Raw genomic sequence first — 13823 nt, 5'->3', positions numbered from 1 at the left:
GCGTCGGCGGTGTACTGGACGAGGCGCTGCATCAGGGCCACCTCTAGGACGGAGCGTTGCACGGCGGTGAGCTGGGGAATGCGGATGATTGTCGCGGAGGCTGTCACGTCCTCGTCGGTGATCAGAAGGATCGGGACGTTCTTTTCCGCGAGCTGGTCAGCGAGCAGGCCTTCTCTTTGGCGGCCGAACAGCACATGAGCAGTAGAGGGTCCGGCGCAGTCCATGGGACCGTGCAGGTAGGACCTGGTGTCCATGGCCATCGAGGGAACGAAGGGTCCCTCACGGAACAGCAGGGCTCCTTGTTCTGCGGATGTCAGGTTCGGTGCTGCGGCGACGACATCGACGGTTCCGCGCTCAGCGATTTCGGCGGCAAAGAGCCGAAGGACTTCATCGTTTTCAGCCATGACCTTTTCGGTCAGTGGCCCGATGTTGTCCCATCCATCGTTCGTTGTTCCGGTCGTCATCCATTCGGCCAGCAGGCCGAGGGCCGCGACGGTGGCCGTAAATCCGATGGAGGACATACGGCTGTCCTGCAGGTCACCAACACTGAGGACGACCCCTGCTTCGCTGGCAAGGGGTGAATCCGAGTTGTTGACGACAACCATGCGGCGTTCCCGCGGCACGGTCAGCAGGGCCTGAATGGTTTCCCTGCTGCGGCCTCCCTGCGAGATTCCTACGTATACCTCTGCAAGGGAAGTGCCCTCGTCGGGGACGTCAGCGCAGGATGAGCGGAAGGCGGCAATACCTGCTTCGCGCAGGAAGTAGACAGGGGTTGCGGCGGCTGCGTAACTTGCCCCGATCCCAGCGAACAGGAGGCTTTTTCCCTTGGCGGGTTCGGCTGCGCCTGTGGCCAGCCACTCGCGGACTTTCTGCACGGACTCGGTGAGCCCGGCAGACTGCGCCGCGATGCCCTCGTCAAACTGTAGCCATGGTCGGGTGGTCGTCATGAGATCTTCCTTCTTCAGTGCGAGCATTAGTTAACCAGATAACCTTACTAATGCGTGCCGGTCAACCCTGGAGAGTAATTTGGAAGGTAAGTTAATAAAGGAACCTAGGAGGTCTGATGGCCACTTCTCCCATCAAGATTGAGCTCACCGAGACCGAACGCAGTGTGCTTTCGGTCGTCTACGCGAAGGGGGAGTGCACGCGTCCCGATATCAGTGCTTCCTTAGACGTATCCAAACCGACCGTGAGCCTCGCGGTCAGCGCGCTGGAAAATGCTGGACTGATAGCCCCCGTCCGCGCCCGGCAAGGTTCGCTTGGTCGCTCTGCCACCGTCTACGCAATTGCCGCATCCGCGGGATGGCTTATGGGCCTCGACATCGGGTCCACCCGCGTCAAAGTACTTTCCCGAGGCTTGGATGGCCGTGAACTGAAGAGCGTTAGTGAGAGCCTTAGCGGTCCCGGCAGCCGCAATGAACAAATCCTGGACCTCATCAGTACCCTGGTCGCCCGGATGATTGACGAGTTAGCTCCAGTAGCCGGCCCCTTACGCGCGGTGGGCGTCGCTGTGCCACGGGTCATTTCGCAATACCTCAACGACGAATCGTCCAGCCGGACAGTCGGCAGGCCGGCGCTGGCTGACATCCTTGCAGCCCTCGAACTGGATGAGGGCGTCCCGGTGCTGCTTGAGAACAACGTGAACTGCGCAGCCCTCGCCGAAATGGAGCTTGGGAGCGCGCAGGATGTCAATGACTTCGTCTTCCTTCAAGTAGGCGTTGGAATAGGCTCGGGTATTGTCGCGGACCGGCGGGTTGTTCGCGGGGCGCGAGGGGGAGCGGGAGAAGTCTCGTCCCTTCCCACGGGCTGGCCTGCGAAACCCGAGAACCACGACCGTTTCGCACTTGAGGACTATCTCGGTGCAAATCAGTTCCTAGACCGATGGACCTCGACGTGGGACATCCGGCAGGGCCCTGCGCCCACTACGGTTGCCGAGCTCTTTGACTACGCCGGTGCGGGCGTTCCCATGGCGGTTGAAGCCCTTGACCAACATTCCCGCGACATCGGGCAACTGGCGCTCTCCCTTGCGGCGGTGCTCGATCCAGCGCTGATCCTCCTGGGCGGCGGGGTCGGACAGAATCCGCACCTCCTCGAAGGTGTCCGGGCAATGGTTGAAAGCGTTAAGCCCGAGGTGCAGGTGACCGCCGGTTCATTGGGGGAGGACGCAACGGTTGAAGGCGCAGTCGCCCTCACCCTTGACCATGCCCTCTCCGGACTCTTGGGATCCAGGTACAAGCGACGCTTGGACGACCGGACCACCGTCATTTTTGCCACCCAGAACCCTGCTGCCACCGTTACTGGCGCGGACGGGTCACGCAGCGTGCGAGGACTTACCGCAGTCTAAATTTGTCGGACGCGAACCAACCGACAATCCTCTCCCGCGGCCGCAAAGAATCAGCCGCGCCCTGGATGCTCATGCGGAGCCCATCATCTGGCCCGTACAGCATCACGCCCCCTGGCGGAGCCTCTGCGGGTGAATTGCTTAAAGGGTGATGCGAACCTACCCGAGTAGGACGCTTTCAGATCGACGTGCCCGAAAACGGGGCCATCTCGTCCTCAGCCGCGGGCGATTTGTCAGCAGGTGCAAGGACAATCAACCGCCATTCCCATACCGATTGCGTCGCCCATCCTCCTCCGTTTGGCATACAGGGTTGACGCCGAACGCATTAGTAAGGTTATCTGGTTAACTAACACCGACAGGCAGTGATCGCCCTCACACCGAGCGCTTTCAACGAAGATGTCCTCCGGTCAGCCCAAAAGCCATGAACTGCAACAGCTGTTCAATAAACAAGGAGCTTTGATGAAGAAAGTACTCGGTGCGGTGGCGGCGTTAGCTGTCGCAGCTGGACTTCTCACGGGATGCAGCTCTAGCGAGACATCCGATCCAAACAAGAAGCAAGATCTCACTCTCTGGGTATATTCAGACTTCACGCAGGGTGACGCTGGTGCGGTCATGAACAAAGTCGTTGACGAATTCAAGCAGGAACACGCCAACGTAGGTTCGGTCACTTTGGTACCAAAGAACGACGCGGACCTCCTTTCGGGACTAATGTCCGGGGTGGGACTTCCCGACGCATTCAGTGCCAGCGCCCGCGATGGTAAAAAGTACCGTGATGCTGTCGGACTTCTCGATCTCAAGCCGGTCTTCGATGAGGACTACGCGAAGGGCTTCTACCCGAAGGCATTGGAGACCGTCTCCCAGGACGACGGTGTGTGGGCCGTTCCGTTCATCAGCTACACACCTGTCATCTACCGCAACCTCACCGTGCTCAAGAACGCCGGCATAGACCCTGCTGAAGGTACCCCTACCCAGCAGGCCTTCCTCGATCAGCTTGCAAAGGTGCAGGCATCAGGGGCAACGGCTACGCACTCCTGGACCAAGGACGACTACTTCGGGCCGGGGGCAATCATGGCCGCCGACGCCGACAAGATCACTGAGGGCGTCAAGGACGGGAAGACGACCATCAAGCCCGAAGAGCTGGAGCGCACCTTCGAGACCGTCAAGGAAATCGACAAGTTCGGTAACCAGTCGATGATCTACAAGGCCGACAGCACCATGGAAGCGTTCAAGTCCAACAAGCTCGGGTACATGATCGGTGGCCCATGGTCTGAACCGGCCATTAAGCAGAGCGGTGTCGAGTACGACTTCGTCCTCACGCCGCCTTACGAGAAGGGTGGCCGGACGGGCGGACTCCAGGGCTGGGACTTCTTCTACGGGGTGGAGAGCAAGGATGAAGCCCGCAACCAGCTGGTTGCCGAGCTGATGAAGAAGCTCGGATCCTACGACGTCCAGAAGGAATGGACTCTCAAGACCGGTCGCCCGACGCTGCGTCAGGATGTCATGGACGATTCGGCAGTGGTCGGCTCCTCCGCGATGGCGAAAGTGTCCTCCGAGGGTCTCAAAGGCGGCATGCCGCAGATGGACTTCATGAAGTCCGGCGTATTCTGGCCCACCGCAATGACCGACCCGGTGGCACAGCTGGGCGCAGGTGCGCTCACACCCAAGCAGACCGCGGAGGAATTCGTCAACGGAATTAACAGCCTTTATGCCGAGGCCGGCGAGTAACCACAACAGGACCTGTGCCCAGAGGTAACTCTCTCTGGGCACAGGTACCACGACCGCAAGAAAAGAAAGGTACTCCCGTGAGTACGGACCTAAAACCGATCACAGGTCGGGCCTCCCAAAGGAGTCGCAACGCGCCGGCACCTACTCGTCGTCTCCCACTAAAAACCCGCCTTGTCCGGAGCCTGCCGATCTACATTGGCCTCGCTCCGTTCTTCGTCCTGCTCATCGTCTTCGTGGGGGCACCCATGGTCTACGGCTTGGCCATGAGCTTCACCGACTGGTCCGTCTCAAGCCGGAGCACCCTTCATTTCGTGGGACTTGAAAACTACCTCTACATTTTGAGCGGTGAAGGACTCGGGTCAACCCGATTCCTAAAGTCGCTCCTGAACCTGTCCGTATACGTACCCATCACCGTCGCCATTGGTCTTGGCGTCTCCCTGGGGTTGGCACTCATCGTGCACAACCTGCCCCGGCGGTTCCAGTCGTTTCTGCGCAGCGGGTTCTTCGTCCCCACCGCGATTCCCTTGTTCCTCTGCGTGGGCATTTGGTTGTGGTTGATGGACTCGGACAACGGGCTCGTCGCCTCGAGCCTCGCCAAGCTGGGAATAGGAGTGGACGTCAACTGGGTCAACACAGCCGGCTGGGCCATCGCACTCATCATCTTCATCGACATCTGGCACTCAGTCGGATTCAACTTCGTCATCTTCAGCACCGGCATGCAGGAGATCTCGGAGGACCTCTACGAGGCTGCTGACCTGGACGGGGCCAACGTGTTCCAGAAAATGATGCGTATCACCATCCCGATGATGGAACCCATCATCTTCTTCGTCATCACCTACTCACTCATCAGCGCCCTGCAGGTGTACGACATCCCACAAATCCTCACCAGCGGTTCAGATCCCAACTCAGTCGGTGGCCCCAACCAGGTCATGCTGTTCCCCGTCATGGAGATGGTCCGTAACGTCCGGATAGGTGGCGAAGCTGCCCTTGGCCGGGCCGCCGCCGAAGGCGTGATCCTGATGGTGATCATCATCGCGGTGACCTTCATAATGTTCAAGCTGCGCCGGAAGAAGGTGTAATTATGCGATCACGTATTGCTGGAAAGAAGAGATCGCGTACAGGCATCATCCTGATGGCCGTACTCGCGTTCATCTGGCTGCTGGCCAGCCTCTACCCGCTGTGGATGATCTTCAGCGCAACGTTCTCCGCAGATTCAACAAACATGAGCACAGCGCTCGTACCCGACGACTTCACGAACGGGTGGTCCAAGGTAGTCGAAGCGTTCACAGCACTCAATCTGGGCACCACCCTGCGGGATACGCTGATCTTCACACTGATCGCGATCGCAGGAATGGCCCTCACCAGCTCCCTCGCTGCCTACGAATTCACCTTCTTTGAATTCCCAGGGAAAAAGTTCCTGTTCGCCATCCTCATGGGCTCGATGATGCTTCCACTCGTCCTGTACGTTGTGCCCCTGTACAGGCAGGTGTTCAACATGGGACTGGCCGACTCATACCTTGGTGTTGCGCTGCCTCTCATGGTGTCACCGCTTTCGGTCTTCATCCTCATGCAATTCATGGAAGACCTGCCGCGATCATTCATTGAAGCGGCACAGGTCGACGGGGCCGGACACTTCCGTATCTTCTTCCTCATCGTCGTCCCCATGCTGCGGAACGGTCTAATCACAGCCACAGTTCTGCTGGCCCTCAGCGTCTGGGGAGCGTTCCTGTGGCCCTCGCTGGTGACGGGCCAGGAAGTGCAGGCGCTCAGCGTTGCGATCGCCAACATGTTCAACCCGAACTTCTACGTAGACCCCCGAGTACGTTTCGCCGCCATGCTCATCGCCATGATCCCGCCGCTGCTCGTCTACATCCTCTTCCAACGGCATGTCATCAAGGGAGTGGCAATGTCCGGGGTCAAGGGCTAGCTTACGTCCGGCTCCTCTGAAGTCCGGAGAAGCATGAACTCTGGACCGTCAGTGATCCAAAGTACAACGGCGCCACTCTCGCAAGAGCTGGCGCCGTTGGCGTGCTTCGCGGATACACCCCGCCGCCGCAACCGCTCTCAAGCGCTGCACCCCTGTCGAGGACCAGACGCAAGGCATCAAGCGTTAGGAGCTACGGTCTGCGTTCTTACCATCACAGTTGAGGCCAGGATTACCGACAGGATTCGAGACCATCTTCAGCCCCGGCGGAGAAGCCCCAGTCCGTCCCAGCGCCAGCTGACAGACCACTCGTGGAGAGGTCAGGGAGGGCCTCTTCGGGCCTCCCCCTGCCATTTCTCTAATCCGATAATTATGATTCTGTAAAGCTGTAAGCGGGGGATCTCTAACGAGTTGCGTCGATATGCAACGATCAGTTGCCCGTGGCATGTCAGCCTGAACTGCAGGAGGGCTGCTGGCCAGCCCGCGTGACGAGCTCAGCCAATTCCTGACGAATGGACCGGCGTTGGTATCGGCTGACCATGTGCCGCGGCCGGGTTGTAAGAAGTCGTCTTCACGTCCGACGTTTTGGATCGTGTGTATGGTCACTCCAAACAGGCGGGCGGCCCAAGCAATGCGGTACCGGCCATCAGACGCTGGGGCGCAGTCCGGACCGTCGCAACAACGCAATATTTCTGGGGGAAGTTTTAATGATGTTGGGGGAGGGGCTGTTCGCCAACGGCCGGCCTGAGTACGACAAGGAGCCGGGCGCGGGAACCAGCGAGACGGGCGTCAGTACCCATGCGCCAGGTACGCTCAGGGCTCGCGGTGTTCGATCAGGCTCCTTCTAGGGGACTGCTCATCCGTCTCGATTGAATGTCGCTGAAGGGATGTGCGTTCCAAGCTTGTTCAATGACCGAATTAGGTTTGACTTCCTCAGATCCGAACTTTGAGCGAACAGACCACCCCTGGGAATCAGGATCGTGCACGAGGTCAAGTAGGAATGAGTCGAGTGGCCGCCGCAGAGTGACCGCCCATTCAAGTTCCGTGATGCTGACAACGAGTGCTGGAATTCCCACGTCCGTTCGGTAGAAAGGGCGGATGAAGGGTGAGTTTACGACGTGGAAGTCTTCCATGGTTATCACTAGACCAACGCGGGGGAGCGAGGTTGGAATGTCGACAAGCTCCGGCTGACCCCGGTCGAGCAGCCGACTCGTGGTGTTGAGCTGGTGGAATGCTTTCCCCAGCATCCGACTCATTTCCCTGCTCGACCGATCAGTCGCCATCCGAACGGGATCTGTAGGCCTTACGGACTTGACCTCGACCAGAAGAACTACACTGTCCAGAATCACGAACCAATCAATGGTCTTTTTTCCATCGGACCCATAGGTGATTTCTGGATAAACAACTGCATTTGGTATCAAAGTGAGCTGTCGCCCAACGTACTGCTCAAAGAGATCGCCCATGTCCTCAGCGAAACTGTTTCCCCACCTACCCACTCCCGCATAATAGATACCTTGTGGGCTAACTTTCCTGATGATCATGGGGGCTACCGGGATAAGGAGGCGTTCGGCAACCTCTGAAATTGCTGGGGCGTTCAAAAGTGGGTTATAAGAAAAACGCCGATAGGGGCCCGGATGGTACTGAAACGCATTCTGCCGCTTGAATTCTTCTGAGGTTGCCATAAATTGGGTTCGCACGATTCCGCGTATGGTTCCAAGCGGCATGTACTGGTCAAGGCCTAAGGCATTCTCATCGTCCAACCACGAGAGGTCGAACAAGCCAGAATTGGGACCGCAAGCCGTGTATAGCAAGAATCCTGTTCCGACGTAGTCAGCTACAGAACCTCCCAGCAGGTCCTCCGACCAACCCGCACGCATTACCCTAGGCGTGTTCGACGGAGTGGTTTGCGTCAGCATTGCGACAGAGCGTGCAATGGTGGCCATCGGGGGTAGGTTGTAGACCAGCTGCTCACTGGCCAGTCTCAGGAAAAGATTGGCCGGCGCACCAGGTTTCTGTGCGGCCAAGTCCGGGTCGTCCAACTCGTTGTAAGACTCCACGCACTCCAATAGTTCAGGCAGCCCAATCGGCGAATTACGATGTTCGTTCCCATGGACAAGGCTGACACGGGCTATGTCAGCAAGCGCCCAGGGAGTTACCGTCGTACGGTCGATCGTGATCCTCGTCTCGCCGGCTTTGAATGTCGATCCCAAATGGGCCACAAGCGGAACAAGCTTCGAAGGCGCGTATCTTCGGACCTGCTGCACATAAACTGCGTCGCGCAAGCCGCCCTCCTATCAGTAGTCTTCAGATACTAAAGGGATCATCACCGGGAAGGCGCTCAAGCCTCGCTATCTGTTCGTACTGCCTGCCGATAAGCGAAAGCGACGTGAAGATTCCATACATGAAGTCCAACCGGCCCTGGAAATGAAAGGCTGCTTCTTCAAAATCCTCCCCAGTGCTAGGTAAGGTAGCAAGTTGGCTTTTCAGCCGTGAGATTCGGTCGTGCAAAGTCTGGAGCCCTTCCCTAAAGCTTTGGATCGCGCACCATTCATAGTCTGTTCTACGCCAGATATCTAGTTCAGAAATCTCGCATGCATATCGATGTGCCTGCTCCAAAAATTGAGAGGCAAGGGCTTCGAAGGCAGTCGGATCCGATTCCACAACCCTGACTTTATCCCGTGCATATCCTAGCTCCATTGAGTAGTGATGAGCGAGGTTTGCAGCACTGTAAATTTTGCTTCTCTGCGCAGTCCTTGCAAAGTATCCCCAGTGTGAAGCCGGATTGAACTCATCATCCGTTACCCTGATCTGATTGCGCACGGGGATGTAGACAGTTACATTCTTTTGCTCGCGCCAAGTTGGGTTGCTAGGCGTCAACGTTTTGGAAGTGTAGTCATTGAGGCAAACGTAAAATATCTTCATCTCAGTCCGGTCAACAACAAAAAGGATAACGGGCACGCTGGCGCCCATAGCCTCAACTAGTTTGAGCTCTGACGTTTCAATTGAGAACTTCAGGACATCGGTTTCTTTGTGACTTGTACAGTACTTACTGAAGCTCAAATTGTCGGTTGTCTTCACCTGGAGATAAAAGTGCTCTCCCCATGTTTGATACTTCCGCCGCCCATCTTCTGCAGAGATAGCATGGAATACCTCTACTTCCAAGTCCAGCCCATAGTCATACTGAATAGGACGAACCACCCATTCCGGAGGAAACGCAAAAGCCGCGACCAGCTCCCCAAAACGGCCCTTCAGCTGATTTTCATCTTGAAATTTCGTCAATTCACTCTCTTATCCCAAATATTCGCGGCTCTAAATCCCGTAGAGCAGGGCGTGCTGCGGAAGTTTTCCACATTCAACGCGGCCATTACCTTGTCCAGCACCATGCGGAATTCACGTATGCGAGCGTTCTTGCGGTTGTCGATCCCAGATTACAGGCACCTTCGACACCCTCTACAGCATCGACACCGACCCGGACGCCGTCAGCCGACCGAACCCTGGTCGGCAGGTAAAAGGGCCGTTTTGGCCACTCTCCCTCGAGTGACAAAACGCGATAACCGACGTTTTGTTGGTGAGTAGTTCAGCTAAAGGAGCTGTGTAGGAGGAATGGGCTTTGGATGCACTCCGTTGGCGAGGCGGATGTACTGGTAGACCGTTTCTCGGCTTATTCCGTAATCGCGGGCGAGGACGACTTTTGGGATTCCGTCACCCGCGCGTTGGACCAGCTCGGCAGCCCGTTCCGGTGTCAGAGTCTTCTTGCGTCCCTTGTAGGCGCCGCGCTGCTGGGCCAGAGCAATACCTTCCCGCTGGCGTTCCCTGATCAGGGAGCGTTCGAATTCGGCAAAGGCGCCCATGACCGAGAGCATGAGGTTGGCCATGGGGGAGTCCTCTCCGGTGAAGACGAGCTGCTCTTTAATGAACTCGACGCGTACCCCGCGCCGGGTGAGTCCCTGAACGAGTGCGCGCAGGTCGTCTAAGTTTCGGGCCAGGCGGTCCATACTGTGCACAACGACCGTGTCGCCGTCGCGGGCGAACAGAAGCAGTTCTGTTAGTTGCGGCCGTGCCGTGTCCCTGCCGGAGGCTTTGTCCGTGAAGACCCGATCGAGAACTTGGCTATCGAGTTGTCGTTTCTCGTTCTGGTCGAGTGTGCTGACCCGCACGTAGCCGATCCGCTGACCAACCATGGCCACCTCCAACCCTTGATGCGTGGAATTGAGTGTCCGGGCATCTGGCAGAGGCGTCAAGAGTACTGTCCCGGAGCGCGGCGGTGAGCTTCGGTGAGTCTTGTGAGTTTCGGCATCAGTAGGTGAACAACCGTCGGGGCGAATTGATTTATCAAATGAGATACGCATGGTCAGCCTCTACGTCCGTTATCGGGACTCTTACCCAACTGTCTGGGAATGGACGCGGCACCCGGCTTTGAAGGCAACCCGGGCACTCGATGGTTGACTGTGTGGAATGACTGACAGATCAACATCCCCGCCGTGGACTGATGACTCGCTTCCAAAAACCAACATTGCCGGTCGCACTGAATTTGCTCGTGCGGTGGCCTCGCGCATTGACTCTTGCATCGATGGCCAGGGCTCGACTGTTTTCGGTCTAGTAGGTCCATGGGGGAGCGGCAAGACGACGCTACTGACAGAAATAGTGGAGCAGCTGGATGATTGGAAGAGCGTCTGGTTCAGTCCGTGGTCCGTTGCCGACGTCGGATCTATCACTACGGAATTCGTCTCAGCTCTCGCGGAGGCATTCCCCAAATCGCCGTCAGTGAAAGAGAGACTCGCTACATACTCGCGGTTCGGTACGCCCATGCTGAAGATGATCCCGGTAGTAGGCGACGCAATCTCCTCCGTCACCACAGAAGCCATCGCTGAACTGACAAAGAGGCCGGCGTGGCATTCAGAGTTCGGCAAGCTCAGTGATGAGATCGCTGAGCTGCACCATCGTGTACTTGTAATCGTGGACGATGTCGACCGACTCGACGGCCATGAACTGCGCTCACTGCTACGCGTAGTGCGGCTTCTCGGGCGATTCGCCAATGTGCACTACCTCATGGCCTATGACCAAGCCACGATTGAATCTGTTCTCACTTCGGTGGGCCCAAATGGCGAAAGCTCTGAGTTCATGGAGAAGATCGTCCAGTACCCCTTCGAGGTTCCGCCAACACCCATGGTCGTACGTCGGCGGTGGAGCCGGCAGATTCTCGACTCTGTCAGCCCATCCGACGAAACTAGCGGTGGCCTACACGCAGAGCATCGCGAGGAGCTGGTTAAAATTCTTGCCTCCGGGCTGGAAACTCCACGGGCAGCAGAGCGCCTGCGTGAGCAGATGCATAGTCTTTCGGGGCTGGTAGCTGCGGCAGAGGTTGACGCGTTCGATTTCACTGCGCTGACCTGGCTGCGCATCGCCCACCACCAGGTATGGGACGACATCCGCTTGAATGCTGACTATTACCTCTCGTGGCGAGAAGGTGAATCTGCTGAAGCGCAACTACAGAGGATGAAACGGATCAGCTCCTTAGTGGCGCGCGGACACGCCACGCCGGTCCAGGATGCAGTCCGTTACCTATTCGAACCGATGGGCGTTATGGGTGCACTGGCAGGCCGACAAGGACGAATGCAGAAGGCGCGGTACTTTGACCGCTATTTCCAGGTAGGACTTGCAGAAGACGATGTGAGCGAGCGAAAAACCCAGAAGGCATTGAATGAACTTGCTAACGGACTCGCCAGCAGTCAGGACATTGCAGTTTTGAGAACCATCATCCTCGGGCAGGACGAGGAACGGTCAGCACTCGCGCTTGAGGTCGCAGGCAATCTGCGCAGCTCCGCCCTGGCAACGTCAGCCGTCATCCTCGACTACGTGGAGGAGATCTGCTCGGAGCTAAGGCCAATAGCCAAAATGCACCCATTCCGCCTCTCAGCGGCCGAGCGCTGGCTTACGAAGGAGATACTTCTCGCACTGGAGACGGACCTCTTGCCTGCGGAGAAAGCGATCGCGCGCTTTGGGTACCAATTCCTCATCGCAAGCGCGTATTCCATCAAGCGATCCGGCGGTCGCGGTCAGGCGCAGATCCAAAGCCTGTTCTCCGATGTCGCGCGGCACTGGGTCGCGGAAGTGCGCAAGGAGCCACTAGCGACAACCCTAGCGAGGCCAGAACTTATCCTGATGACTTCCTTCTGTGTTTGGATTGTCGAACTTGAAAACCATGGAGGCTTCCTGTCGGAGCGCATAGTTGACGGCAGAACGCTCATAGATGCTGCCACGGGGTATGTGTCATTCAACGAATGGGTCGGAGCTGATGTCACCTACGACGTTGTCTTTAGAGAACAAGAGTTTCAATTTGCCGCTGGAGGGGCTGTGACTGATTCCCTGCTGGCGGAGCTTTCTCCTCCTGGTGATGTTCCCGATTACGCCCTGTCGGACTTGAGCGATAGAGACTTATCTGAGGTGCAAAGGCGCGATTTCGCCACACGAAGCATCCTGGCGCTGAAGCGGTAGCAGACCCAAGACTCGGACTAGCTTGACATAACGCCGGCTATCGGCCGGAAGACTCTAGGGGTCGGCGGAGCTTGTCTCATCATGGGGCCCGGTGGGGGAGCCCAGGAGTTGTAAGCAGAAGGCGTCCCCCAGCCATCGCTCGTACTCTTCGTCGGTCCAGCCGCGGTTCGGGACCAGGAGTTGCCACACGTTGGGATGGTTGAGTGTCCAGAGGATGTCAGTTGCCCGAGAGATGTTAAGGGATGGGGCGAGGGATCCGCTGGCATGGAGTTCCTCGATGATGGCGCGCTGCACGTCGAGGAGTTTCGCTTGGATGCCTGCCCAGAGGTCGGCGATTTCGGGGTCGGCTGACGCGGCGGTTCGGATCATTTCCAGTAACGTTCCGGACCGGGTCTTGACACGGCGTGCCTGCGCGGCGACCAGACGAAGCTTCCGTTCCGGGTCGGGTTCCTTGACCACGCCCTGGTACCAGTCCCGTTCCAGAACGGGCAGCTTTGCTTCTTCGCCGCCGAGGCGGGCGTCCCACAGCGTGTGCACCAGTGCTGCCTTGGTGTCGAAGTAGACGTAGATCGTCTTCAGCGCTACGTCTGCTTCTTCGGCGATGGAGGGCATTGATGTTGCGGGGTAGCCCTGGCGCTCAAAGAGCCGCTGGGCAGCTTCGAGGATTGACTTGCGGGTTGCCTCGGCCTGCGCCCGGCGGCGGGGTGATTCGTACCTGCGGCTCTTGACCGTTGTTCCCATACGAGTAGAATACCAACGTAATGAATACATGGTGCGGGTATTCAATATCCGGCGACTGTATGGGAAGGATTATGGTCAATGGCAACTCTACGAATCGAGCTTCAGGTTCGTGACTATGAGCTGTGGAGGAGCGCCTTCGAGAAAGACGCCGCCGGACGTGAGCGCTCCGGAGCGCGGGGCTACCGGATCTTCCGCCCTGCGGAGCAGGACCATGAGGTGATGTTGGATATTGACTTCGACTCGGTTGCCGAAGCCGGCGCATTCCTCGACACGCTGCGCACCAAAGTGTGGCCGTCCCCGGAGAAGTCTCCGGCCAAGATCGGCGAGGCCAAAACGCACATCCTGGAGATGGTCGAGGCCCGGGAGTACTGACCAACCCGCAGAAACCTTTGCTCCAGGCAATCTATCCTGCACCTGAACGCCAGCGGCACCCGTGCTTCGAGAGGACGCTCGCGCATTGGCATTGAGGCCGCGCACATCTACTTCAGCGGTGTCCCAAAACCTAGCCCATCAAGAGGGGCTTAGAACGAACAGCTTTACATACGTTCCGCCATCAGGGAACGGTGTCGGCTTTGGGGGAGTGTCAGAGCGCCAGAG

General features: G+C 57.8%; 11 protein-coding genes. 6 read left to right on the top strand and 5 right to left on the bottom strand.

The window, feature by feature from the left end:
* The coding region (locus CXQ88_RS20840) for an SIS domain-containing protein (protein ID WP_104046073.1) at positions 1-947 on the bottom strand (947 nt) is incomplete at its 3' end.
* A gap of 116 nt (positions 948-1063) precedes the next feature.
* Here CXQ88_RS20840 and CXQ88_RS20835 point away from each other — a divergent pair.
* The 4 genes from CXQ88_RS20835 (at position 1064) to CXQ88_RS20820 (ending at position 5993) form a co-directional block, all read left to right on the top strand.
* The gene (locus CXQ88_RS20835) at positions 1064-2344 is read left to right on the top strand and encodes an ROK family transcriptional regulator (RefSeq protein ID WP_104046072.1); all 1281 of its coding nucleotides are present in this window, start codon (positions 1064-1066) and stop codon (positions 2342-2344) included.
* A 609-nt stretch (positions 2345-2953) separates the two neighbouring features.
* A complete protein-coding gene (locus tag CXQ88_RS20830) occupies positions 2954-4066 on the top strand; it encodes an ABC transporter substrate-binding protein (RefSeq protein ID WP_181037640.1) in 1113 nt (370 codons plus the stop codon).
* A gap of 77 nt (positions 4067-4143) precedes the next feature.
* A complete protein-coding gene (locus CXQ88_RS20825; RefSeq protein WP_219816368.1) occupies positions 4144-5145 on the top strand; it encodes a carbohydrate ABC transporter permease in 1002 nt (333 codons plus the stop codon).
* Between the two features lie 2 nt (positions 5146-5147).
* Positions 5148-5993, top strand: a complete 846-nt coding sequence (locus CXQ88_RS20820; protein WP_104046069.1) for a carbohydrate ABC transporter permease — start codon at positions 5148-5150, stop codon at positions 5991-5993.
* A gap of 830 nt (positions 5994-6823) precedes the next feature.
* Here CXQ88_RS20820 and CXQ88_RS20815 read toward each other — a convergent pair.
* From CXQ88_RS20815 to CXQ88_RS20805, 3 genes are all read right to left on the bottom strand, one after another.
* Entirely contained in the window at positions 6824-8272 is a 1449-nt protein-coding gene (locus CXQ88_RS20815; protein ID WP_104046068.1) for a hypothetical protein, read from the bottom strand.
* Between the two features lie 22 nt (positions 8273-8294).
* Positions 8295-9269: a DUF4365 domain-containing protein gene (locus CXQ88_RS20810; RefSeq protein WP_104046067.1), complete on the bottom strand. Its 975-nt coding sequence runs from the start codon at positions 9267-9269 to the stop codon at positions 8295-8297.
* A gap of 302 nt (positions 9270-9571) precedes the next feature.
* Positions 9572-10171, bottom strand: coding sequence for a recombinase family protein (locus CXQ88_RS20805; RefSeq protein WP_104046066.1), 600 nt, complete (start codon positions 10169-10171; stop codon positions 9572-9574).
* Positions 10172-10445: 274 nt separating this feature from the next.
* On the opposite strand from CXQ88_RS20805, the gene CXQ88_RS20800 reads away from it, so the two are divergent.
* Positions 10446-12485 (top strand): KAP family P-loop NTPase fold protein, encoded by a 2040-nt coding sequence (locus CXQ88_RS20800; RefSeq protein WP_104046065.1) that lies wholly within the window; start codon positions 10446-10448, stop codon positions 12483-12485.
* A 54-nt stretch (positions 12486-12539) separates the two neighbouring features.
* Here CXQ88_RS20800 and CXQ88_RS20795 read toward each other — a convergent pair whose 3' ends face one another.
* A complete protein-coding gene (locus CXQ88_RS20795) occupies positions 12540-13226 on the bottom strand; it encodes a TetR/AcrR family transcriptional regulator (protein WP_181037638.1) in 687 nt (228 codons plus the stop codon).
* A 78-nt stretch (positions 13227-13304) separates the two neighbouring features.
* Here CXQ88_RS20795 and CXQ88_RS20790 point away from each other — a divergent pair, with 78 nt between their 5' ends.
* The gene (locus CXQ88_RS20790) at positions 13305-13598 is read left to right on the top strand and encodes a hypothetical protein (RefSeq protein ID WP_104046063.1); all 294 of its coding nucleotides are present in this window, start codon (positions 13305-13307) and stop codon (positions 13596-13598) included.
* The last annotated feature ends 225 nt before the right edge of the window (positions 13599-13823 follow it).

The sequence above is a fragment of the Arthrobacter sp. ZGTC412 genome, assembly GCF_002929215.1.
GTDB lineage: Bacteria > Actinomycetota > Actinomycetes > Actinomycetales > Micrococcaceae > Arthrobacter.
Note: the sequence above shows the minus strand (reverse complement) of the source record. Positions and strands in the feature narration are given on the sequence as shown.

Bases quoted from the DNA above. Each gene is read 5' to 3' on its own strand.
- CXQ88_RS20835 (WP_104046072.1), top strand. From the start codon at position 1,064: ATGGCCACTTCTCCCATCAAGATTGAGCTCACCGAGACCGAACGCAGT.
- CXQ88_RS20830 (WP_181037640.1), top strand. From the start codon at position 2,954: ATGAACAAAGTCGTTGACGAATTCAAGCAGGAACACGCCAACGTAGGT.
- CXQ88_RS20820 (WP_104046069.1), top strand. From the start codon at position 5,148: ATGCGATCACGTATTGCTGGAAAGAAGAGATCGCGTACAGGCATCATC.
- CXQ88_RS20805 (WP_104046066.1), bottom strand. From the start codon at position 10,171: ATGGTTGGTCAGCGGATCGGCTACGTGCGGGTCAGCACACTCGACCAG.
- CXQ88_RS20800 (WP_104046065.1), top strand. From the start codon at position 10,446: ATGACTGACAGATCAACATCCCCGCCGTGGACTGATGACTCGCTTCCA.
- CXQ88_RS20795 (WP_181037638.1), bottom strand. From the start codon at position 13,226: ATGGGAACAACGGTCAAGAGCCGCAGGTACGAATCACCCCGCCGCCGG.
- CXQ88_RS20790 (WP_104046063.1), top strand. From the start codon at position 13,305: ATGGCAACTCTACGAATCGAGCTTCAGGTTCGTGACTATGAGCTGTGG.